This window comes from Pseudomonas syringae group sp. 243L2, assembly GCF_032587875.1.
In the GTDB taxonomy this organism is placed as follows: domain Bacteria; phylum Pseudomonadota; class Gammaproteobacteria; order Pseudomonadales; family Pseudomonadaceae; genus Aquipseudomonas; species Aquipseudomonas amygdali.
Map to the genome: position 1 here is coordinate 692955 of NZ_JAWHPL010000021.1, position 21924 is coordinate 714878.

Annotated in this window: 18 protein-coding genes and 1 pseudogene; 15 read left to right on the forward strand and 4 right to left on the reverse strand. The window is 58.5% G+C overall.

What is annotated here, in order from left to right:
* Positions 1–115: 115 nt before the first annotated feature.
* The 14 genes from aceA (at position 116) to nuoN (ending at position 16856) form a co-directional block, all read left to right on the forward strand.
* A complete protein-coding gene (gene aceA / locus RYB66_RS16055) occupies positions 116–1441 on the forward strand; it encodes an isocitrate lyase (protein ID WP_005731868.1) in 1326 nt (441 codons plus the stop codon).
* Positions 1442–1904: 463 nt separating this feature from the next.
* Entirely contained in the window at positions 1905–2318 is a 414-nt protein-coding gene (locus tag RYB66_RS16060) for an NADH-quinone oxidoreductase subunit A (protein WP_002554011.1), read from the forward strand.
* Positions 2319–2328: 10 nt separating this feature from the next.
* A complete protein-coding gene (locus RYB66_RS16065; RefSeq protein ID WP_002554012.1) occupies positions 2329–3003 on the forward strand; it encodes a NuoB/complex I 20 kDa subunit family protein in 675 nt (224 codons plus the stop codon).
* A 74-nt stretch (positions 3004–3077) separates the two neighbouring features.
* Entirely contained in the window at positions 3078–4859 is a 1782-nt protein-coding gene (nuoC, locus tag RYB66_RS16070; protein ID WP_002554013.1) for an NADH-quinone oxidoreductase subunit C/D, read from the forward strand.
* Positions 4860–4861: 2 nt separating this feature from the next.
* Complete coding sequence (gene nuoE / locus RYB66_RS16075) at positions 4862–5359, forward strand: NADH-quinone oxidoreductase subunit NuoE (protein ID WP_002554014.1); 498 nt, start codon at positions 4862–4864, stop codon at positions 5357–5359.
* Positions 5356–6714, forward strand: a complete 1359-nt coding sequence (nuoF, locus tag RYB66_RS16080; RefSeq protein ID WP_316885382.1) for an NADH-quinone oxidoreductase subunit NuoF — start codon at positions 5356–5358, stop codon at positions 6712–6714. The genes nuoE and nuoF overlap by 4 nt, the downstream gene beginning before the upstream one ends.
* A 136-nt stretch (positions 6715–6850) precedes the next feature.
* Complete coding sequence (gene nuoG / locus RYB66_RS16085; protein ID WP_316894847.1) at positions 6851–9568, forward strand: NADH-quinone oxidoreductase subunit NuoG; 2718 nt, start codon at positions 6851–6853, stop codon at positions 9566–9568.
* Positions 9565–10572: an NADH-quinone oxidoreductase subunit NuoH gene (nuoH, locus tag RYB66_RS16090; protein ID WP_316885378.1), complete on the forward strand. Its 1008-nt coding sequence runs from the start codon at positions 9565–9567 to the stop codon at positions 10570–10572. The genes nuoG and nuoH overlap by 4 nt, the downstream gene beginning before the upstream one ends.
* An 11-nt stretch (positions 10573–10583) precedes the next feature.
* Entirely contained in the window at positions 10584–11132 is a 549-nt protein-coding gene (nuoI, locus tag RYB66_RS16095) for an NADH-quinone oxidoreductase subunit NuoI (RefSeq protein ID WP_002554018.1), read from the forward strand.
* Positions 11133–11142: 10 nt separating this feature from the next.
* The gene (nuoJ, locus tag RYB66_RS16100; RefSeq protein ID WP_005745716.1) at positions 11143–11652 is read left to right on the forward strand and encodes an NADH-quinone oxidoreductase subunit J; all 510 of its coding nucleotides are present in this window, start codon (positions 11143–11145) and stop codon (positions 11650–11652) included.
* Entirely contained in the window at positions 11649–11957 is a 309-nt protein-coding gene (gene nuoK, locus RYB66_RS16105) for an NADH-quinone oxidoreductase subunit NuoK (protein WP_002554020.1), read from the forward strand. The genes nuoJ and nuoK overlap by 4 nt, the downstream gene beginning before the upstream one ends.
* Positions 11954–13807, forward strand: a complete 1854-nt coding sequence (nuoL, locus tag RYB66_RS16110; protein WP_004665699.1) for an NADH-quinone oxidoreductase subunit L — start codon at positions 11954–11956, stop codon at positions 13805–13807. Before nuoK ends, nuoL begins: the two co-directional genes overlap by 4 nt.
* Before the next feature lie 39 nt (positions 13808–13846).
* On the forward strand, positions 13847–15379 hold the full coding sequence (gene nuoM, locus RYB66_RS16115) for an NADH-quinone oxidoreductase subunit M (RefSeq protein WP_004665700.1): 1533 nt from the start codon (positions 13847–13849) through the stop codon (positions 15377–15379).
* A gap of 7 nt (positions 15380–15386) precedes the next feature.
* A complete protein-coding gene (nuoN, locus tag RYB66_RS16120) occupies positions 15387–16856 on the forward strand; it encodes an NADH-quinone oxidoreductase subunit NuoN (protein ID WP_002554023.1) in 1470 nt (489 codons plus the stop codon).
* Positions 16857–16923: 67 nt separating this feature from the next.
* Here nuoN and RYB66_RS16125 read toward each other — a convergent pair whose 3' ends face one another.
* Positions 16924–17880, reverse strand: coding sequence for an AraC family transcriptional regulator (locus tag RYB66_RS16125; protein WP_005780009.1), 957 nt, complete (start codon positions 17878–17880; stop codon positions 16924–16926).
* A 120-nt stretch (positions 17881–18000) separates the two neighbouring features.
* Here RYB66_RS16125 and RYB66_RS16130 point away from each other — a divergent pair, with 120 nt between their 5' ends.
* Complete coding sequence (locus RYB66_RS16130) at positions 18001–18924, forward strand: alpha/beta fold hydrolase (protein WP_005741047.1); 924 nt, start codon at positions 18001–18003, stop codon at positions 18922–18924.
* A 103-nt stretch (positions 18925–19027) separates the two neighbouring features.
* On the opposite strand, the gene RYB66_RS16135 is transcribed toward RYB66_RS16130, so the two are convergent.
* The 3 genes and pseudogenes from RYB66_RS16135 to RYB66_RS26670 all read right to left on the reverse strand — a co-directional run.
* Positions 19028–20092, reverse strand: coding sequence for an AI-2E family transporter (locus RYB66_RS16135; protein WP_004659453.1), 1065 nt, complete (start codon positions 20090–20092; stop codon positions 19028–19030).
* Between the two features lie 149 nt (positions 20093–20241).
* Complete coding sequence (locus RYB66_RS26665) at positions 20242–21084, reverse strand: methyl-accepting chemotaxis protein (RefSeq protein ID WP_371217824.1); 843 nt, start codon at positions 21082–21084, stop codon at positions 20242–20244.
* Between the two features lie 15 nt (positions 21085–21099).
* Positions 21100–21921: pseudogene (locus tag RYB66_RS26670) on the reverse strand (cache domain-containing protein); the annotation flags it as partial.
* Between the last annotated feature and the right edge of the window lie 3 nt (positions 21922–21924).

The following is a 21924-nucleotide window of genomic DNA, read 5'->3' on the forward strand; positions in this document are numbered from 1 at the left end:
AGCCTTTGATTGTCGCTCTCCGAGCAGCGAGCAGCCATCTACAGTGCCTTCGATAAACGAGGCGTTTTGGCGGAGCAGGACTTCTAATCAAGACCTACTTCTCGGGGTTTACAAAATGGCACTGACACGCGAACAACAAATAGCCGCTCTCGAAAAAGACTGGGCCGAAAATCCGCGCTGGAAAAACGTGACCCGTACCTACTCCGCAGCCGATGTGGTCCGCTTGCGTGGCTCGGTTCAACCCGAACACACCTTTGCACGGCTGGGCGCTGACAAACTGTGGAACCTGGTGACCCAAGGCGCCAGGCCGTCTTTCCGGCCAGACAAGGACTTCGTCAACTGCATGGGCGCTCTGACCGGCGGTCAGGCCGTGCAGCAGGTCAAGGCCGGTATTCAGGCCATCTACCTTTCCGGCTGGCAGGTTGCTGCCGATAACAACTCTGCCGAATCGATGTACCCGGATCAGTCGCTGTATCCAGTCGACTCGGTGCCAACCGTGGTCAAACGCATCAACAATTCGTTCCGCCGCGCCGATCAGATCCAGTGGAAAGCCGGCAAGGCTCCGGGTGACGAAGGTTATATCGACTATTTCGCGCCCATCGTGGCCGACGCAGAGGCCGGATTCGGCGGCGTGCTCAATGCGTACGAGCTGATGAAAAGCATGATCGAGGCGGGGGCCGCCGGGGTGCATTTTGAAGATCAGTTGGCATCGGTGAAGAAATGCGGCCACATGGGCGGCAAAGTACTTGTCCCGACTCAGGAAGCGGTCCAGAAACTGGTTGCTGCGCGCCTGGCCGCCGATGTGGCCGGTGTGCCGACGATCATTCTGGCCCGCACCGACGCCAACGCTGCCGACTTGCTGACTTCCGATTGCGACCCCTATGACAAGCCGTTCGTGACCGGCGAACGGACTCATGAGGGCTTCTACAAAGTACGTGCCGGTCTGGATCAGGCAATCTCCCGCGGCCTCGCCTACGCGCCTTATGCCGACCTGATCTGGTGTGAAACCGCCAAGCCGGATCTGGACGAGGCACGCCGCTTCGCCGAAGCAATCAAGAAGGAGTACCCGGACCAGTTGCTTTCCTACAACTGCTCGCCGTCCTTCAACTGGAAGAAAAACCTCGACGACGCAACCATCGCCAAGTTTCAGCGCGAGCTTTCGGCCATGGGCTACAAGCACCAGTTCATCACCCTGGCGGGCATTCACAACATGTGGCACAGCATGTTTAACCTGGCGCACGACTACGCCCGCAACGACATGACTGCCTACGTGAAGCTACAGGAACAGGAATTCGCCGATGCTGCCAAGGGCTATACCTTCGTGGCCCACCAGCAGGAAGTGGGCACGGGGTATTTCGATGACATGACCACCGTGATTCAGGGCGGCGTATCGTCGGTAACCGCACTGACCGGCTCGACGGAAGAAGAGCAATTCCACTGAGACACCGCGCAACGCGTTGAAAACACAGACCGTCCGTAAGGGCGGTCTGTGTTTTGTATCAGATAGTGCCTGTATTGATTTCGGACAATGTGCAGCTCACGAACAGATGCTACAAAAACCGCACTTTATAAGCGGTGTCCTTCATAACTATGCTCCGAGTATCCTTTGGCGAACTATACAGGTCCATTTAAATGATATTAATTATCATTCAAATTGCCTTTCGTTCCTTTTCGTCACCGAGAAACATAATTAGCCAAAACCTTGCTGACGCCCGGCTGGCATGCCTTACAGCCCTGATAAAGGACGGCGGGCGATTAATTTCGTAAATAAATTTCATGTAGAAAATTTACTTGCCAACTGTTTGCACATAAAATCAATCCGTTGACCGCACTGCGACATTTCGTCACTGCCTCGACTCTTTATCAAGCACAGAGACCTTTGCTCTCTAACAAGGACTGCCAGCATGCCCGAATCGACAGGTCTGATTGCCCACAACTGGGGCTTCGCCATTTTCCTTTTGGGTGTTGTCGGCCTCTGCGCCTTCATGCTCGGCCTGTCCAGCCTGCTCGGAAGCAAAGCCTGGGGCCGCAGCAAGAACGAACCTTTCGAATCCGGCATGCTGCCTACCGGCAGTGCGCGCCTGCGGCTCTCCGCAAAATTCTATCTGGTCGCGATGCTCTTCGTGATCTTTGACATCGAAGCCCTCTTTCTCTTTGCCTGGTCTGTGTCCGTCCGCGAAAGCGGCTGGACCGGATTCGTCGAAGCTCTCGTTTTCATAGCAATTCTGTTGGCAGGTCTTGTCTACCTATGGCGGGTTGGCGCTCTTGACTGGGCTCCTGAAGGTCGCCGTAATCGGCAAGCGAAGCTGAAACAATGAGGCTTTGGCGATGCAATATAATCTCACCAGGATCGACCCGGACGCTCCTAACGAGCAGTACCCCATCGGCAAACGGGAAACCGTTTCCGATCCGTTAGAAGATCAAGTCCACAAAAACATCTACATGGGCAAGCTGGAAGACGTGCTGAATGGTGCGGTCAACTGGGGACGTAAAAACTCCCTGTGGCCCTACAATTTCGGCCTGTCGTGCTGCTATGTGGAAATGACCACCGCCTTCACGGCCCCTCACGATATCGCGCGTTTCGGTGCGGAAGTTATCCGGGCGTCGCCACGGCAGGCGGATTTCATGGTCATTGCCGGTACCTGCTTCATCAAGATGGCACCGATCATCCAGCGTCTCTACGAGCAAATGCTCGAACCCAAGTGGGTCATCTCCATGGGTTCATGTGCCAACTCCGGTGGCATGTACGACATCTACTCAGTGGTCCAGGGGGTGGACAAATTCCTTCCCGTGGATGTCTACGTGCCCGGCTGCCCGCCCCGCCCCGAAGCATTTCTGCAAGGCTTGATGCTGCTGCAGGAATCCATCGGCAAGGAGCGTCGCCCTCTTTCCTGGGTCGTTGGCGATCAAGGCGTATACCGCGCCGAGATGCCGTCGCAAAAGGAACAGCGCCGCGAACAGCGTATTCAGGTGACCAACCTGCGCAGCCCCGACGAAGTCTGATCCAGCCCGTTCTTCTTATAAAAAAGACAGGAACCGGGGTTGATTCTGTACGTTGACCGAAGTGATTGAGACCTATGACTGCAGACAACGCTCTGTACATCCCGCCTTACAAGGCTGACGACCAAGATGTCGTCGTTGAACTGAACAACCGTTTTGGTGCTGAGGCTTTCACTGCCCAGCCGACTCGCACCGGTATGCCCGTGCTGTGGGTCGAGCGCGCCCGACTGTTTGAAATTCTGACGTTCCTGCGCAACGTGCCCAAGCCCTACTCCATGCTCTATGACCTGCATGGCGTGGACGAGCGTCTGCGTACCAACCGTCGCGGCCTGCCCGGTGCAGATTTCACCGTGTTCTATCACCTGCTGTCGATCGAGCGAAACAGCGACGTGATGATCAAGGTAGCGCTGTCTGAAAGCGACCTGAGTGTGCCAACCATCACCAGTATCTGGCCAAATGCCAACTGGTATGAGCGCGAAGTCTGGGACATGTTCGGAATCGACTTTCCGGGACACCCGCATCTAAGCCGCATCATGATGCCGCCAACCTGGGAAGGTCACCCGCTGCGCAAGGACTTCCCTGCCCGCGCGACGGAGTTTGACCCCTACAGCCTGACACTCGCCAAACAGCAACTGGAAGAGGAAGCCGCACGTTTCCGTCCGGAAGACTGGGGCATGAAACGTTCTGGCGCGAACGAGGACTACATGTTCCTCAACCTGGGGCCGAACCACCCTTCCGCTCACGGTGCGTTCCGTATCATTCTGCAGCTGGATGGCGAAGAAATCGTCGACTGCGTTCCGGACATCGGCTACCACCACCGTGGTGCAGAGAAGATGGCCGAGCGCCAGTCCTGGCACAGCTTCATCCCGTACACCGACCGCATCGATTATCTCGGCGGGGTGATGAACAACCTGCCTTACGTACTCTCGGTCGAAAAACTGGCAGGCATCAAGGTGCCGGAAAAGGTCGACGTCATCCGCATCATGATGGCCGAGTTCTTCCGTATCACCAGCCACCTGCTGTTCCTGGGTACCTACATCCAGGACGTGGGTGCCATGACGCCGGTGTTCTTTACGTTCACCGACCGCCAAAAAGCCTACACCGTGATCGAAGCCATTACCGGTTTCCGTCTGCATCCGGCCTGGTATCGCATCGGCGGGGTTGCCCACGACCTGCCTCGTGGCTGGGAGAAACTGGTCAAGGACTTCGTCGACTGGCTGCCCAAGCGCCTCGACGAATACACCAAGGCTGCCCTGCAGAACAGCATCCTAAAGGGCCGTACCGTGGGCGTTGCCGCGTACAACACCAAAGAGGCCCTGGAATGGGGCGTCACCGGTGCAGGCCTGCGCTCCACCGGCTGCGATTTCGACTTGCGCAAGGCACGCCCTTACTCCGGCTACGAGAACTTCGAGTTTGAAGTACCGCTGGCCGCCAATGGCGATGCCTACGACCGCTGCATGGTCCGCGTAGAAGAGATGCGCCAGAGCATCAAGATCATCGATCAGTGCATGCGCAACATGCCGGAAGGCCCGTACAAGGCGGATCATCCGCTGACCACGCCGCCACCGAAAGAGCGCACCCTGCAGCACATCGAAACCCTGATCACGCACTTCCTGCAGGTTTCGTGGGGCCCGGTCATGCCGGCCAACGAGTCCTTCCAGATGATCGAAGCGACCAAGGGTATCAACAGCTATTACCTGACGAGCGACGGCGGCACCATGAGCTACCGTACCCGGATCCGCACCCCGAGTTACCCGCACCTGCAGCAGATCCCTTCGGTGATCAAAGGCAGCATGGTCGCGGACTTGATCGCGTACCTGGGTAGTATCGATTTCGTTATGGCCGACGTGGACCGCTAAGCATGAATAGCCCGCTAATCCAGACTGACCGTTTCGCCCTGAGCGAAACCGAGCGCTCGGCCATCGAGCACGAGATGCATCACTACGAAGACCCGCGCGCGGCGTCCATCGAGGCCCTGAAGATCGTTCAGAAAGAGCGTGGCTGGGTGCCCGATGGTGCCATCTACGCAATCGGCGATTTGCTCGGCATCCCCGCCAGCGACGTCGAAGGTGTTGCCACCTTCTACAGCCAGATCTTCCGCCAGCCGGTCGGACGCCACATCATTCGCGTCTGCAACAGCATGGTGTGCTTCATCGGCGGCCACGAAAACGTGGTAGACGAGATCAAGAGTTCACTGGGCATCGGCCTGGGTCAGACCACCGCTGACGGTCGCTTCACCTTGCTGCCGGTCTGCTGCCTCGGCAACTGTGACAAGGCGCCGGCCGTGATGGTCGACGACGACACTTTCGGCGATGTACAGCCTGCTGGCGTTGCCAAGATGCTGGAGGGTTACCTATGACCATCACTTCCTTCGGCCCTGCCAATCGCATTGCGCGCACGGCAGAAACCCATCCGCTGACCTGGCGTCTGCGCGACGACGGCGAGCCGGTCTGGCTCGACGAGTATAAGGCCAAAGACGGTTATGCAGCAGCGCGCAAGGCGCTGACGCAACAGTTGCCTGACGATATCGTCCAGTCGGTCAAGGACTCGGGCCTCAAAGGCCGCGGCGGTGCGGGCTTCCCTACCGGCGTTAAATGGGGCCTGATGCCCAAAGACGAATCCATGAACATCCGCTATTTGCTGTGCAATGCGGATGAGATGGAACCCAATACCTGGAAAGACCGCATGCTGATGGAGCAACTGCCCCATCTGCTGGTCGAGGGCATGCTGATCAGTGCGCGTGCGCTGAAAGCCTATCGTGGCTATATCTTCCTGCGTGGCGAATACGTAACGGCCGCCAGGCACTTGAACCGCGCCGTGGCCGAAGCGAAGGCTGCCGGTCTGCTGGGCAAGAACATCCTAGGCACCGGCTTCGACTTCGAATTGTTCGTACACACCGGTGCCGGTCGTTACATCTGCGGTGAAGAAACCGCGCTGATCAACTCGCTGGAAGGCCGCCGCGCCAACCCGCGCTCCAAGCCGCCCTTCCCTGCTGCCGTAGGCGTCTGGGGCAAGCCGACCTGTGTAAACAACGTCGAAACCCTGTGCAACGTGCCCGCCATCGTCAATAACGGCAACGACTGGTACAAGTCGCTGGCCCGCGAAGGCAGTGAAGACCACGGCACCAAGCTGATGGGCTTCTCCGGCAAGGTTAAAAACCCGGGTTTGTGGGAGCTGCCATTTGGCGTACAGGCTCGCGAACTGTTCGAAGACTACGCCGGTGGCATGCGCGATGGCTTCAAGCTCAAGTGCTGGCAACCCGGCGGCGCCGGTACGGGTTTCCTGCTGCCAGAGCATCTGGACGCCCAGATGTACGCAGGCGGTATTGCCAAGGTCGGTACCCGGATGGGCACCGGTCTGGCGATGGCCGTCGACGATTCGGTCAACATGGTTTCACTGCTGCGCAACATGGAAGAGTTCTTCGCTCAGGAGTCCTGCGGCTTCTGCACCCCATGCCGCGACGGTTTGCCATGGAGCGTAAAAATGCTTCGCGCCATCGAGAAGGGTCAGGGGCAGCCGGGGGATATCGAAACCCTGCTGGGTCTGGTCAATTTCCTCGGCCCAGGCAAGACCTTCTGCGCCCATGCACCGGGCGCTGTTGAACCGCTGGGCAGTGCGATCAAGTATTTCCGTTCGGAGTTCGAAGCAGGTATTGCGCCAGCCAGCGCAACCACGCTCGTTCCGGGCAAAAGTCCGACCGTGGTCGGCGCATAACAAGACACAACGGTCGGCGGCTGTTCGGGCTGCCGTCCTCGTACCTGCTGACGCCCTCCGGGCTGAACGATACGGGTACTACCGAGATTCCATTAGCCACGCCCGCTGACAACGGGCCAACGAAGACCTTTGAACCATGGCTACTATTCACGTAGACGGCAAAGCGCTCGAAGTCGATGGTGCAGACAACCTGTTACAGGCATGTCTGTCGCTGGGCCTCGATATCCCTTATTTCTGCTGGCACCCCGCCCTTGGCAGCGTTGGCGCCTGTCGCCAGTGCGCGGTCAAGCAGTACACCGACGAGAACGACACCCGTGGTCGTATCGTCATGTCCTGCATGACGCCAGCCACCGACAACACCTGGATCTCCATCGAAGATGAAGAGTCCAAGGCCTTCCGGGCCAGTGTTGTCGAATGGCTGATGACCAACCACCCGCATGACTGCCCGGTCTGCGAAGAAGGCGGTCACTGCCACCTGCAGGACATGACAGTGATGACCGGCCACAACGAGCGCCGTTATCGCTTCACCAAGCGTACTCACCAGAATCAGGAGCTGGGGCCGTTCATCGCGCATGAGATGAACCGCTGCATCGCCTGTTATCGGTGCGTACGCTTCTATAAAGACTACGCAGGCGGCACTGACCTGGGCGTTTACGGCGCTCACGACAATGTTTACTTCGGTCGCGTTGAAGACGGCACGCTGGAAAGCGAGTTCTCCGGCAACCTCACCGAGGTCTGTCCGACCGGTGTGTTCACCGACAAAACCCACTCCGAGCGCTACAACCGCAAGTGGGACATGCAGTTCTCGCCAAGCATCTGCCACGGTTGCTCCAGCGGCTGCAACATTAGCCCGGGTGAGCGCTACGGTGAATTGCGCCGCATCGAAAACCGCTACAACGGCTCGGTCAACCAGTACTTTCTCTGCGACCGCGGCCGTTTCGGCTATGGCTACGTCAACCGCACAGACCGTCCACGTCAGCCACTGCTCGCTGAAGGCCAGGTCAAACTGAGCCTTGACGAAGCACTGGACAAGGCAGCGGATCTGTTGCGCGGCCGCAACATCGTTGGTATTGGCTCACCTCGCGCCAGCCTCGAAAGCAACTACGCACTGCGCGAGCTGGTCGGAGCCGAGCATTTCTACAGCGGCATCGAAGCCGGCGAGCTGGAGCGTGTGCGCCTGATCCTCAAGGTGCTGAATGACAGCCCGCTGCCGATCCCGACCCTGCGTGACATCGAAGATCACGATGCCATCTTCGTCCTCGGCGAGGACCTGACCCAGACGGCGGCACGTATGGCCCTGGGCTTGCGCCAAGCCGTCAAAGGCAAGGCTGAAGACATGGCTGCGGCGATGAAAGTCCAGCCGTGGCTCGACGCGGCCGTGAAGAACATCGGCCAGCACGAGCTCAATCCGCTGTTCATCGCCAGCCTGGCTGAAACCAGGCTCGACGATATCGCAGAAGAATGCGTGCACGCTGCACCTGACGACCTGGCTCGCATCGGTTTCGCCGTTGCACATGCACTGGACGCCAGCGCCCCGGCCGTAGAAGGTCTGGACAGCGAGGCGCTGGAACTGGCGCAACGTATTGCCGATGCCCTGCTCGCGGCCAAACGTCCGCTGATCATTTCCGGCAGCTCGTTGGGTTCGACAGCGCTGATCGAGGCGGCGGCAAACATTGCCAAGGCCTTGAAGCTGCGTGACAAGCAAGGCTCCATCAGCCTGATCGTGCCGGAAGCCAACAGCATGGGTCTGGCGATGTTTGGTGGCGATTCTGTCGATGCCGCCCTGCAAGCAGTGATTTCCGGTCAGGCCGACGCCATTGTGGTACTGGAAAACGATCTGTATCGCCGTGTAGACGCCAAAATCGTCGACGCTGCGCTGAGCGCTGCGAAAGTCGTGATCGTCGCCGACCACCAGAAAACCCCGACCAGTGATCGTGCGCATCTGGTCTTGCCAGCTGCCAGCTTCGCGGAAGGCGACGGCACGCTGGTCAGCCAGGAAGGCCGCGCCCAGCGCTTCTTCCAGGTGTTCGATCCGACCTACCTGGATGCCAGCATTCTGGTTCACGAGGGCTGGCGCTGGCTGCATGCCCTGCGCGCCACCTTGTTGAACAAGCCGGTCGACTGGACGCAACTCGATCACGTCACCGAAGCCTGCGCCAGCAGCACCCCGCAACTGGCGGGTATCGTCAACGCTGCGCCGTCTGCCTCGTTCCGGATCAAGGGCCTTAAACTGGCTCGTGAACCACTGCGCTACAGTGGTCGCACGGCGATGCGCGCCAACATCAGCGTGCATGAGCCGCGCACCTCGCAAGACATCGATACAGCGTTCTCCTTCTCCATGGAAGGTTATTCAGGTTCCGCCGAACCTCGTCAGCAAGTGCCGTTCGCCTGGTCTCCGGGTTGGAACTCGCCGCAGGCCTGGAACAAATTCCAGGACGAAGTCGGCGGTCACTTGCGCGCCGGCGACCCGGGCACTCGCCTGATCGAAAGCCAGGGCGATGGTCTGTCGTGGTTCTCCAGCGTGCCACGTGCGTTCTCTCCAGAGCGCGGCACCTGGCAGGTCGTGCCGTTCTTTCATCTGTTCGGCAGCGATGAAACTTCGTCTCTGGCCGCTCCGGTTCAGGAACGTATCCCGCAGGCTTATGTAGCGCTGGCCAAATCCGAAGCCGATCGCCTGGGTGTCAACGATGGTGCCCTGCTCTCCTTGAGCGTTGGCGGTGAATTGCTGACCTTGCCGTTGCGCATCAACGAAGAACTGGGCGCGGGCCTTGTGGCATTGCCGGCAGGACTGCCTGGCATTCCGCCAGCACTCTTCGGCAAATCCGTTGACGGTCTGCAGGAGGCAGCGCAATGACCTGGTTTACCCCTGATGTGATCGACGCAATCATTGCAGTGGTCAAGGCCATCGTAGTGTTGCTGGCGGTCGTGGTTTGTGGTGCCCTGCTGAGCTTCATCGAACGTCGTCTGCTGGGCTGGTGGCAGGACCGTTATGGTCCGAACCGTGTGGGTCCGTTCGGCATGTTCCAGATCGCAGCCGACATGCTGAAGATGTTCTTCAAGGAAGACTGGACCCCACCGTTCGCCGACAAGGTGATCTTCACCCTGGCGCCGGTGGTTGCCATGAGCGCCCTGCTGATCGCCTTTGCGGTCATCCCGATCACCCCGACATGGGGCGTGGCGGACCTGAACATCGGTCTGCTGTTCTTCTTCGCCATGGCGGGTCTGTCGGTGTATGCGGTGCTGTTCGCCGGCTGGTCGAGCAATAACAAATTCGCCCTGCTGGGCAGCCTGCGAGCTTCGGCACAAACCGTATCCTACGAAGTGTTCATGGGCCTCGCGCTGATGGGCATCGTGGTTCAGGTCGGCTCGTTCAACATGCGCGACATCGTTGAATATCAGGCGCAGAACCTGTGGTTCATCATTCCGCAGTTCTTCGGCTTCTGTACGTTCTTCATCGCGGGTGTTGCGGTCACTCACCGCCACCCGTTCGACCAACCGGAAGCCGAGCAGGAACTGGCTGACGGCTACCACATTGAATATGCCGGCATGAAATGGGGCATGTTCTTCGTGGGCGAATACATCGGGATCATTTTGATCTCGGCACTGCTGGTCACGCTGTTCTTCGGTGGCTGGCACGGCCCGTTCGACATTCTGCCATCGCTGGCATTCTTCTGGTTCACCTTGAAAACCGCGTTCTTCATCATGCTGTTCATTCTGCTGCGCGCTTCCATCCCGCGCCCGCGTTATGACCAGGTCATGGATTTCAGCTGGAAGTTCTGTCTGCCGCTGACCCTGATCAATTTGCTGGTGACTGCTGCGATTGTGTTGTTGAACACACCGGCAGGCTCGGTTCAGTGAGGATTTGACCCATGTTCAAATATATTGGTGACATCGTTAAGGGTACAGGTACCCAGTTGCGCAGCCTGGTCATGGTCTTCGGCCACGGCTTCCGCAAACGCGACACCCTGCAATATCCCGAAGAACAGGTATATCTGCCGCCCCGCTACCGCGGCCGTATCGTTCTGACCCGCGACCCTGACGGCGAAGAGCGCTGTGTAGCCTGCAACCTGTGTGCAGTGGCATGCCCGGTCGGCTGTATTTCTCTGCAGAAGGCCGAGACAGAAGACGGACGCTGGTACCCGGACTTTTTCCGTATCAACTTCTCGCGCTGCATTTTCTGCGGCCTGTGTGAAGAAGCGTGTCCGACTACCGCAATCCAGCTTACGCCGGACTTCGAGATGGCCGACTTCAAGCGTCAGGATCTGGTGTACGAGAAGGAAGATCTGCTGATCTCCGGTCCCGGCAAGAACCCTGACTACAACTTCTATCGCGTTGCCGGTATGGCCATCGGCGGCAAGCCCAAGGGCTCCGCACAGAATGAAGCCGAGCCTATCAACGTCAAGAGCTTGCTGCCTTAAGGAAGTAAAGATGGAATTCGCTTTCTACTTCGCATCCGGTATCGCTGTTGTATCCACCCTGCGGGTGATCACCAACACGAATCCGGTGCATGCCCTGCTCTACCTGATCATCTCGCTGATCGCTGTGGCCATGACTTTTTTCAGCCTCGGTGCGCCGTTTGCCGGTGTGTTGGAAGTCATTGCCTATGCGGGCGCGATCATGGTCCTGTTCGTGTTTGTGGTGATGATGCTGAACCTCGGCCCAGCCTCGGTTCAGCAAGAGCGTGCATGGCTCAGACCCGGCATCTGGATTGGTCCGGTGATTCTCGGCACGCTGTTGCTGGCCGAGTTACTGTACGTACTGTTCGCCAATCCAACCGGCGCTGCAATCGGTCACACCACAGTCGACGCCAAGGCGGTCGGCATCAGCCTGTTCGGGCCTTATCTGCTGGTGGTGGAACTCGCCTCGATGCTGCTGCTTGCTGCAGCCGTCACGGCATTCCATCTGGGCCGCAACGAGGCCAAGGAGCCAAGCCAATGAATGCTATCCCTCTTGAGCACGGTCTGGCGGTCGCCGGGGTCCTGTTCTGCCTAGGTCTGGTCGGCCTGATGGTGCGCCGTAACATTCTCTTCGTTTTGATGAGTCTGGAAATCATGATGAACGCCTCTGCACTGGCGTTCGTAGTTGCCGGCAGTCGTTGGGCGCAACCGGATGGGCAGGTCATGTTCATCCTGGTGATCAGCCTTGCGGCAGCCGAGGCCAGTATCGGCCTGGCGATCCTTATGCAACTGTATCGCCGCTTCCACACTCTCGATATCGATGCTGCCAGCGAGATGCGCGGATGAATCTTCTCTTTCTGACTTTCGTATTCCCCCTCATCGGCTTTCTGTTGCTGTCGTTCTCTCGCGGACGCATCTCGGAAAACCTCGCGGCGCTGATTGGCGTCGGCTCTATCGGCCTGTCAGCCATTGTCACGGCCTGGGTCATCTGGCAGTTCAACGTTGCACCACCGGAAGGTGGTCACTACACCCAGGTGCTGTGGCGCTGGATGGACGTTGATGGCTTCCAACCCAACTTCGCGCTGTATCTGGACGGTCTGTCCGTCACGATGCTGGGCGTAGTGGTTGGCGTCGGTTTCCTGATTCACCTGTTTGCGTCCTGGTACATGCGCGGTGAAGCGGGCTACTCGCGCTTCTTCTCCTACACCAACCTGTTCATTGCCAGCATGTTGTTCCTTGTTCTGGGCGACAACCTGCTGTTCCTCTACTTCGGTTGGGAAGGTGTGGGCCTGTGCAGCTACCTGTTGATCGGTTTCTATTACAGCAACCGTAACAACGGCAACGCAGCGCTCAAGGCATTTATCGTTACGCGTATCGGCGACGTGTTCATGGCCATCGGCCTGTTCATCCTGTTTCAGCAATTGGGTACGCTCAATGTGCAGGAGTTGCTGGTCAAGGCACCGGAGCACTTCAAAGTCGGCGATTTCTGGATCGTGCTGGCAACGTTGATGCTGCTGGGCGGTGCTGTCGGTAAATCGGCACAACTGCCACTGCAAACCTGGCTGGCAGATGCGATGGCCGGTCCTACACCGGTTTCGGCACTGATCCACGCAGCAACCATGGTTACCGCGGGCGTCTACCTGATCGCGCGGACTCACGGCCTGTTCGCACTGGCACCGGACATACTGCATCTGGTCGGCATTGTCGGCGGCGTGACGCTGGTTCTGGCGGGTTTCGCCGCACTGGTACAGACCGACATCAAGCGTATCCTCGCCTACTCGACCATGAGCCAGATCGGTTACATGTTCCTGGCATTGGGCGTAGGCGCATGGGAAGGCGCGATTTTCCACCTGATGACACACGCCTTCTTCAAGGCCCTGCTTTTCCTTGCTTCCGGTGCGGTGATCGTTGCCTGCCACCACGAGCAGAACATCTTCAAGATGGGCGGCCTGTGGAAGAAATTGCCATTGGCCTACGCCAGCTTCATCGTCGGCGGTGCCGCACTGGCTGCCCTGCCGCTGTTGACAGCAGGCTTCTACTCCAAGGACGAAATTCTCTGGGAAGCATTCGCCAGCGGTAACAATGGCCTGTTGTATGCCGGTCTGGTGGGCGCGTTCATGACGTCGCTGTACACCTTCCGTCTGATCTTCATCGCGTTCCACGGCGAAGCCAAGACCGAAGCACACGCAGGTCACGGTATTGCTCATTGGTTGCCGCTGTCGGTACTGATCGTGCTGTCGACGTTCATTGGCGCGCTGATCACCCCGCCACTGGCAGGTGTTCTACCGCAGAGCGTCGGCCATGCCGGTGGCGAAGCCAAACACAGTCTGGAAATCGCCTCTGGCGCCATCGCCCTGGCCGGTATCCTGCTGGCAGCGCTGCTGTTTCTCGGCAAGCGCCGCCTGGCGACGGCTATCGCCAACAGCGCTCCGGGCCGTTTCCTCTCGGCCTGGTGGTTCGCGGCATGGGGCTTCGACTGGATCTACGACAAGCTGTTCGTCAAGCCGTATCTGGCAATCAGCCATGTACTGCGTAGTGATCCGTTCGACCGCACCATCGGCTTGATCCCACGTCTGGTCAAAGGCGGTCATGACACCATGAGCCGCACCGAGACCGGCCAGTTGCGTTGGTATGCTGCCTCGATCGCCGTGGGTGCCGTTCTGGTACTCGGTGCCGTCGTTCTGGTTGCGATCTGATATGAACCTTGCGAATTTGCGAAAGGAATTGAGCCCGTCATGATTCTGCCCTGGCTAATCCTGATCCCCTTTATCGGCGGCCTGCTGTGCTGGCTGGGTGAGCGCTTCGGCTCTACCCTGCCGCGCTGGATCGCGCTGCTGACAATGACCCTCGAACTGGTTCTCGGCCTCTGGCTGTGGGCTACCGGCAATTTCGGCTATGCGCCGGTGCCTGGCGCCGACCCGACCTGGGCCCTGGAATTTCACCACCCGTGGATCACCCGCTTCGGCATCGACGTGCATCTGGCACTCGATGGCCTGTCTCTGCTGATGATCCTGCTGACCGGCCTGCTCGGCGTGTTGTCGGTACTGTGCTCGTGGAAGGAAATCCAGCGCAAGGTAGGCTTCTTCCACCTGAACCTGATGTGGATTCTGGGCGGTGTGGTCGGCGTGTTCCTGGCCATCGACCTGTTCATGTTCTTCTTCTTCTGGGAAATGATGCTGGTGCCGATGTATTTCCTCATCGCGCTCTGGGGTCACAGCTCTTCGGACGGCAAGAAGACTCGTATCTACGCCGCAACCAAGTTCTTCATCTTCACTCAGGCCAGCGGCCTGATCATGCTGGTGGCGATCCTGGGTCTGGTGCTGGTGCACTTCAATCAGACAGGCGTGATCACCTTTGCCTACGCTGACCTGCTGAAGACCAAACTGGCACCGGGGACCGAATACATCCTGATGCTGGGCTTCTTTATTGCCTTTGCCGTGAAGCTGCCAGTGGTTCCGTTGCACTCCTGGCTGCCGGATGCGCATGCCCAGGCACCGACTGCCGGTTCTGTCGACCTGGCAGGTATCCTGCTGAAGACCGCGGCCTACGGCCTGTTGCGCTTTGCCCTGCCACTGTTCCCCAACGCATCGGCCGAGTTCGCACCGATTGCAATGACGCTGGGCCTGGTCGGTATCTTCTACGGCGCATTCCTGGCGTTTGCCCAGACCGATATCAAGCGCCTGATCGCGTTCTCAAGCGTCTCGCACATGGGCTTTGTACTGATCGGCATCTACTCCGGCAGCCAGCAAGCGCTGCAAGGCGTACTGATCCAGATGATTGCCCACGGCCTGTCGGCTGCGGCACTGTTCATCCTCAGTGGCCAGTTGTACGAGCGCCTGCACACTCGTGACATGCGCGAGATGGGCGGTCTGTGGTCGCGTATCGCCTACATCCCGGCCATCAGCCTGTTCTTTGCTGCCGCCTCTCTGGGTCTGCCGGGCACGGGCAACTTCGTGGGCGAGTTCCTGATTCTGCTGGGCAGCTTCGCCAGTTCGCCATGGATCACTGCAATTGCCACGTCCGGCCTGGTGTTCGGCTCTGTCTACTCGCTGATCATGATCCACCGCGCCTATTTCGGCCCGTCGAAGTCCGACGAGGTTCTGAAGGGCATGGACGGACGTGAAATGATCATGGTGCTGGGCCTTGCCGTGTTGCTGGTCGTGCTCGGGGTTTTCCCGCAGCCGTTCCTCGACACATCGGCAGCGACCATGCACGGCGTGCAGCAATGGCTAGGCACTGCCTTCACTCAACTCGCTTCGGCCCGGTAAGAGCGCTATGGACCTGACGATTCAACACTTTATTGCGCTTGCGCCACTGCTGATCACCAGCCTCACCGTTGTAGTGGTGATGCTGGCAATCGCATGGCGCCGCAATCACTCGCAAACGTTCCTGCTTTCGGTAGCAGGTCTCAACCTGGCCCTGCTGTCGATCTATCCGGCGCTGAAAGTTGCCCCGCTGGTCGTGACACCACTGCTGCACATCGATAACTTTGCCTGCCTGTACATGGCGATCATCCTTGCCTCTACCCTGGCCTGTGTGACCATGGCACACGCCTATCTGGGTGACGGCAAGGCTGGGTATCCAGGCAACCGTGAAGAGCTTTACCTGCTGATCCTGCTGGCGGCTGCCGGTGGTCTGGTGCTGGTCAGCGCTCAACACCTGGCCGGGCTGTTCATTGGTCTGGAGCTGCTCTCGGTGCCGGTCTACGGTCTGGTGGCGTATGCCTTCTTCAACAAGCGCTCGCTGGAAGGCGGCATCAAGTACATGGTGCTATCGGCCGCAGGTTCAGCGTTCCTGCTGTTCGGCATGGCGCTGCTGTACGCAGAAGCTGGCTCGCTGAGCTTCGAGGGTATTGGCAAAGCCATTGCCGCGACAGGGATGCCAAGCCCGATTGCCAGCCTGGGTCTGGGCATGATGGTCGTCGGCCTGGCCTTCAAGCTGTCGCTGGTGCCTTTCCACCTGTGGACACCGGACGTTTACGAAGGCGCCCCTGCGCCGGTAGCGGCCTTCCTGGCCACGGCCAGCAAGGTGGCGGTATTTGCGGTACTGGTGCGTCTGTTCCAGATTTCACCGGCAGCCAGCAGTGGCGTACTGCATGACGTGCTGGCAGTCATTGCCGTAGCGTCGATTCTGGTCGGCAACCTGCTGGCGCTGACTCAGACCAACCTCAAGCGTCTGCTGGGCTACTCCTCCATCGCCCACTTCGGTTACCTGATGATTGCGCTGGTGGCCAGCAAAGGCATGGCGGTCGAGGCGATTGGTGTCTATCTGGCAACTTACGTCCTGACCTCGCTGGGCAGCTTCGGCGTGATCACCATGATGTCTTCGCCTTACAGCGGACGTGATGCCGACGCGATGTTCGAATACCGCGGTCTGTTCTGGCGTCGCCCTTACCTGACGGCAGTCATGACCCTGATGATGCTGTCACTGGCAGGTATCCCGCTTACCGCAGGCTTCATCGGCAAGTTCTACATCATTGCCACCGGTGTCGAGTCGCAACTGTGGTGGCTTATCGGAGCACTGGTGATCGGTAGCGCCATTGGCGTGTTCTATTACCTGAGAGTGATGGTCACCATGTATCTAGTCGACAACAAGCTTCCACGCCACGATGCAGCGATCAACTGGGCGCAGCGCACTGGCGGCGTTATGCTGCTGGCCGTCGCGATCCTGACCTTCGTGCTGGGCGTGTACCCGCAACCGCTGCTGGATCTGGTGGTCAATGCCGGTCTGCACGTGGCAGGCTGATCATCTGCAAACAAAAAACCCTGCTATCGAGCAGGGTTTTTTTTGCCTTCGGAAACAGCTGAAATGGTTACCCGTCGACGCTTTTCGCGGCCCGCACAGCGCCTGGCGATATGCCCACCGTTCTTTTGAATGCGCGACTGAAGGCCGCCAATGAACCGTACCCCAGCTGATTGGCAACGGCCTCCACCGAATGCTGCTCGCGGCTCAGGCTGTGCAATGCCAGACGCATTCTCAGCTCCGTCAGGTACTGCAATGGCGGCTTACCCGTTGCTTCGAGAAAGCGCTGTGCGAACACTGATCGAGAATGCCTGGCCTCATGGGCAAGCGTAGCTACCGTCCAGCTTCTGCCTGGATGCTGGTGCATCATAACGATGGCTCGACTCAGCCGAGGGTCTTGCAAAGCACCGAGCCAGCCCGTGGCATTCCCACAGCCGCCTGCAACCCAGCCACGCACCAGCAGCGCGGCCACGACTTCAGCAAGACGTGCCAGAATGCCTGCGTGCCCAGCCTGTAGCATCAAGGCTTCACGCTCCATTGCCTCGAGCATGGGCCGCAGCTCGGGACACGTCTCCAGCAGAGTGCTGACCTGCATAACATCCGGCATGGCGGCAACAAGCGGCTGCATGCCGCCCAGCTCCAACTCCATGCAACAGCTGAAGATAATCGCCTGATCAACAGCTCCGCCCTCCCCGGCATCTGCTTGATCTTGAACGCCATCGCTGATGCCAGTAGACGGATCAAACCGCTGTACATCGCTTGCAGACGTGTTTTCGATCGTCAACATAGCGTGGTGCCCACCGCGCGGAATAAGAACCGCGTCTCCGGTATCGAGCTTGTATAGAACGTTCTCAGCGCTGCGTAGCCAGACAGGCCCACGTCCGACGAAATGAAACTGTGCTCGTCCGATTGCGTTAGTGAAGCCAACACCCATAGGCGGCACAACTTCCAGCCTGCGGAATTGAACGCCGAAAAGACGCATACCGAGCAGCAGCTCGCTGATGGGGTCATTTGACGGGGATTGCATGGAGAAAGGCCACTTCGAGTTCAGGACGATCAATCAATTTATCAGGATCTTACGTCATAGACCGTCCTACATCATCGACCTACAGTGCGCCCATCACTTCTGCCGCGTGGAAATAGCCTCATGAATCACATTCGCTTCGTTCACCTGCTGCGCAATACCTTGCTTGCTGCGCTGCTGACAGGACTATCGTCACTGGCCCTGGCAGTAGACAAACACTACACCGTCACAGCCCCTGACGGCGTCGAACTCGCTGTGCAGGAATCAGGCGATCCGAACGGGCAATCCCTGATTTTCATTCACGGTTTGTTGGGCAGCCGCCTCAATTGGGAAAAGCAGATCGTTAGTCCGCAGCTGCAGCGTTATCGAATGATTACCTATGACCTGCGCGGTCACGGGCTTTCCGACAAGCCCGCTAATACCGAGGCGTACCGTAACGGGCGCCGTTACGCGGACGATCTGGCAGCGGTACTTGAAGCCACGAACAGCAAGCGTCCAGTATTGGTCGGCTGGTCATTGGGGGGCGTGGTCATGTCTAACTACCTCGCCGCCTATGGTGACGCGAAGATCGGCGGCGTTGTGTATGTTGATGGTGTCATTGAGCTTAATGCTGCTCTGATTACAGCCCATCCTCATGTATATGCCGGCCTGAGTTCAGAGGACCTGAAGACACACCTTGATGCAGTACGCACTTTTCTCGGACTGTGCTTCCACACACAGCCAGATGCACCGACTTTCGAACGACTTTTGTCCAATGCTGCGATGGCATCGTGGACGATGACCCGTGCCACGCCTGCAATGACTGTCGATGTGGCCAAAGGCTTGCCCAAAGCAAAGGTGCCGGTATTGATGCTGTATGGTGCCAAGGATGAGCTGGTCAACGTTCAGCCCAGCATCGCACGCGCCCGGCAACTCAATGCGCGGATTCTATCGAAGGTGTACGAAAACTCAGGTCACGCGCCATTTCTGGAAGAAGCATTGCGCTTCAATACCGATCTGGCAGCCTTCATGGAGTCGGCTGTCATTGCCGCAAGGGGCTCTGAATGAAGTCTGTTCCAGGCCTGTTACATAAATGAATAACCCGCGCATCCCCCTGCCTGATAACGACAGGGGCATTCGCGGGTCTGTATCGGCCACGCGTAACGGTATGTTAGCCTGGCAGCCTGACGGGCTTCTTGGCACCGCTGAACAAACCCCAGCTGGAGATGAACAGTGCGGCCACCAGAGGCCCTATGACAAAGCCGTTCAGACCAAAGACCGACATACCGCCCAGCGTGGAAATCAGGATCAGGTAGTCCGGCATTTTCGTGTCCTTGCCCACCAGGATCGGACGCAGCACGTTATCCACCAGACCGATCACGAAAACACCGAACAACCCCAGCACTACACCTTGCCAGATCATGCCACTGAGCAGGAAGTAGACAGCCACTGGCGCCCAGACAATCCCCGCCCCCACAGCGGGCAACAGCGACAGGAAGGCCATGATCACCGCCCACAGCAACGCACTCGGGATGTCCAGCGCCCAGAAGATAAAACCGCCCAGCGCACCTTGCGTCACCGCGACCACGACGTTGCCCTTGACCGTGGCACGTACCACTCGAGTGAACTTGAGTTGCAGACGACGCTTCTGCTGTTCGCCCAACGGAAAGGCCGTACGTATCTTGCGTACCAACTCCTGCCCATCTCGCAGGAAGAAGTACAGCAGGTACAACATGATGAACACGCTCACCACGAAATCGAAGGTGCCCTGCCCGAAGCTGAACGCTTGAGTCGCCAGATACTGACTGCCCTGCATTGCCCCTTTGGTGATCTTGTCGCGCAATCCTTCAAGATCGCCCATGCCCAGTCGGTCGAGCAGTGCCTGGATCGAATGCGGCAGCAGGTCCTTGAACTCGGCGAGATAACCGGCGATATCCAGTTGCCCGGTCTCGACATTCTTGTACAGCGTGGTGCCCTCCTGAACCAGCAAGGCGCTGATGACGATCACCGGCAGAATCGCAATCACCAGACAGATGGTCAGGGTGCACAGGGAGGTAAGATTGCGTGACCAGTTGAACTTGATCTGCAACCTGCGCTGCACAGGCGCAAAGATGATCCCGAGAATGACCGCCCAGAATACTGCGCCGTAAAACGGCAGCAGAATCCATATGAAGGCAATGGTGACCAGCACCAATAGCATGATGAGGGTTTTATATTGCAACGTGGTTTCGTTCATGTCCTGTCCATGTCAGTAGACCGCGCCTCGCGCCCGGTCTACAGCTTAGTCAGCACTTGAACGTACGAGTGCCATCTTCTATGAAGGCAATATGACCGCGATGGCAGGCGCAGGCTGTTGCGGACATCAGCGCCCCTGCCACGCAAGCATCAGACACGGAACTGGCCGACCAGACTGTCAAGGCGCGAGCCCAGTTCGGCAAGGCTGCGTGAGGTCTGTGCACTTTGCCGGGTTTCGTCGGCGACGCTTTCGACTGCACCTGCGATCTGATGAACACTGCGATTGATTTCTTCGGCAACTGCCGTTTGCTCTTCGGCTGCGCTGGCAATTTGCGCGTTCATCGAATTGATCGTCGCGATCAACTCACCTATGGTCACCAGCGATGTGCCTGCTTCGTTGGCTTGCGCAGAGGTCCCGTCGCCAGCTTCGCTGGAACGGCGCATTGCCGTAACAGCCTCCTGAGTGCCCTGCTGCAGACGGTCGATCATGCCTTGAATTTCCTGCGTGCTTTGCTGGGTGCGGCTGGCCAGCGCCCGAACTTCGTCGGCAACCACAGCAAAACCACGCCCTGCTTCCCCTGCCCTCGCGGCCTCGATGGCTGCATTGAGTGCGAGCAGGTTTGTTTGTTCGGCGATAGAGCGAATGACGCCCAGTACGCTGACGATCGAAGAAACGTCCTTTTGCAGAACATCCAGTGACGAGCCACTTTTGCGGATGTCGTCTACCAGCGCATGAATCTGTCTGATACTGCCATCCACAACGCGCTTGGCGGCGCGCCCTTGCTCGTCGGTCTGCTGAGCAGCCACGGAGGCACCCTGCGCGCTCTTGGCGACCTCTTGAGCCGCAGCCGACATCTGATTGATTGCGGTCGCCACCTGATCTGTTTCGTGGCGCTGACGGTCCATGGCGGTTTCCGAGCGCTGTGCCTGGGATGACACTTCTCCGACCAGTCCATTGAGTTGCCCGGTCATTTCACTGACCTGACGAACCATACCGTGGATCTTGTCGACAAACCGGTTGAACGAACCAGCCAGATCACCAAGCTCGTCATTACTGGTAATGGCCAGACGCCGAGTCAGATCGCCTTCACCCGCCGCGATGTCATCCAGATTGTTTTTCATCAAACCGAGCGGACGTAGCAGAGTGCCGGCCATCAATATCCCGATGACGCCAATGATGACCAGCACCAGGACGGTGATACCCAAAATGCTGTACAGCATTTCCTTCAGGCGCGCTTCGACGTTCTGCCTGACTTCGGCAACTTTAGCGTCAATGCCGTCTATATTGACGGCAGAACCGATGATCAGATCCCACTTTGGCAGATAATCCGTGTAGCCAATCTTGGGCACAGGTTCAGTCTTGCCAGGCAGGGCCGAGGAGTACATCACATAGTGAGTGCCCGCCTTGCCGACCGCCACCAGTTCGCGGTTGATGTAGACCCCGTTCGCATCGCGGGCGTCATTGAAACTCTTGCCCACGCCATCAGGACTGTTGCTACGGAATATCCGGATTACCTGAGAGTCATAGCCAAAGATATAACCATCCTTGCCATAACTGATGGAAGAAAGCAGCTTGATCGCATTAGCGCGCGCAGTTTCATCACCCGGCGCTGCCGCCTCGTAAAGCGGCTTGATGGCCGTCATGGCGATCGCAACGTAGTTCTGCAACGTTGCTTTGGCTTCAGAGAGCAAACGCTCTCGCGTATCGCTGACCTCGCGCTCGGCCTGTCGGTGCAGCATGAACACCGTGGTAGCACTGATCACCAGCGCAAATATCAGAACCGGCAGAACTGCCAGCGACAGAACCTTGGCTTTCAGACTGAGACGCATAGG

What these genes read in the sequence shown, in the direction of transcription:
- nuoF (WP_316885382.1), top strand. Translation starts at nt 5,356, where the DNA reads ATGACCATCACTTCCTTCGGCCCTGCCAATCGCATTGCGCGCACGGCA.
- nuoC (WP_002554013.1), top strand. Translation starts at nt 3,078, where the DNA reads ATGACTGCAGACAACGCTCTGTACATCCCGCCTTACAAGGCTGACGAC.
- nuoI (WP_002554018.1), top strand. Translation starts at nt 10,584, where the DNA reads ATGTTCAAATATATTGGTGACATCGTTAAGGGTACAGGTACCCAGTTG.
- RYB66_RS16060 (WP_002554011.1), top strand. Translation starts at nt 1,905, where the DNA reads ATGCCCGAATCGACAGGTCTGATTGCCCACAACTGGGGCTTCGCCATT.
- nuoL (WP_004665699.1), top strand. Translation starts at nt 11,954, where the DNA reads ATGAATCTTCTCTTTCTGACTTTCGTATTCCCCCTCATCGGCTTTCTG.
- RYB66_RS16065 (WP_002554012.1), top strand. Translation starts at nt 2,329, where the DNA reads ATGCAATATAATCTCACCAGGATCGACCCGGACGCTCCTAACGAGCAG.
- RYB66_RS26665 (WP_371217824.1), bottom strand. Translation starts at nt 21,084, where the DNA reads ATGGTTCGTCAGGTCAGTGAAATGACCGGGCAACTCAATGGACTGGTC.
- RYB66_RS16130 (WP_005741047.1), top strand. Translation starts at nt 18,001, where the DNA reads ATGAATCACATTCGCTTCGTTCACCTGCTGCGCAATACCTTGCTTGCT.
- nuoE (WP_002554014.1), top strand. Translation starts at nt 4,862, where the DNA reads ATGAATAGCCCGCTAATCCAGACTGACCGTTTCGCCCTGAGCGAAACC.
- nuoJ (WP_005745716.1), top strand. Translation starts at nt 11,143, where the DNA reads ATGGAATTCGCTTTCTACTTCGCATCCGGTATCGCTGTTGTATCCACC.
- RYB66_RS16135 (WP_004659453.1), bottom strand. Translation starts at nt 20,092, where the DNA reads ATGAACGAAACCACGTTGCAATATAAAACCCTCATCATGCTATTGGTG.
- nuoG (WP_316894847.1), top strand. Translation starts at nt 6,851, where the DNA reads ATGGCTACTATTCACGTAGACGGCAAAGCGCTCGAAGTCGATGGTGCA.
- nuoK (WP_002554020.1), top strand. Translation starts at nt 11,649, where the DNA reads ATGAATGCTATCCCTCTTGAGCACGGTCTGGCGGTCGCCGGGGTCCTG.
- nuoH (WP_316885378.1), top strand. Translation starts at nt 9,565, where the DNA reads ATGACCTGGTTTACCCCTGATGTGATCGACGCAATCATTGCAGTGGTC.
- nuoN (WP_002554023.1), top strand. Translation starts at nt 15,387, where the DNA reads ATGGACCTGACGATTCAACACTTTATTGCGCTTGCGCCACTGCTGATC.
- aceA (WP_005731868.1), top strand. Translation starts at nt 116, where the DNA reads ATGGCACTGACACGCGAACAACAAATAGCCGCTCTCGAAAAAGACTGG.
- RYB66_RS16125 (WP_005780009.1), bottom strand. Translation starts at nt 17,880, where the DNA reads ATGCAATCCCCGTCAAATGACCCCATCAGCGAGCTGCTGCTCGGTATG.
- nuoM (WP_004665700.1), top strand. Translation starts at nt 13,847, where the DNA reads ATGATTCTGCCCTGGCTAATCCTGATCCCCTTTATCGGCGGCCTGCTG.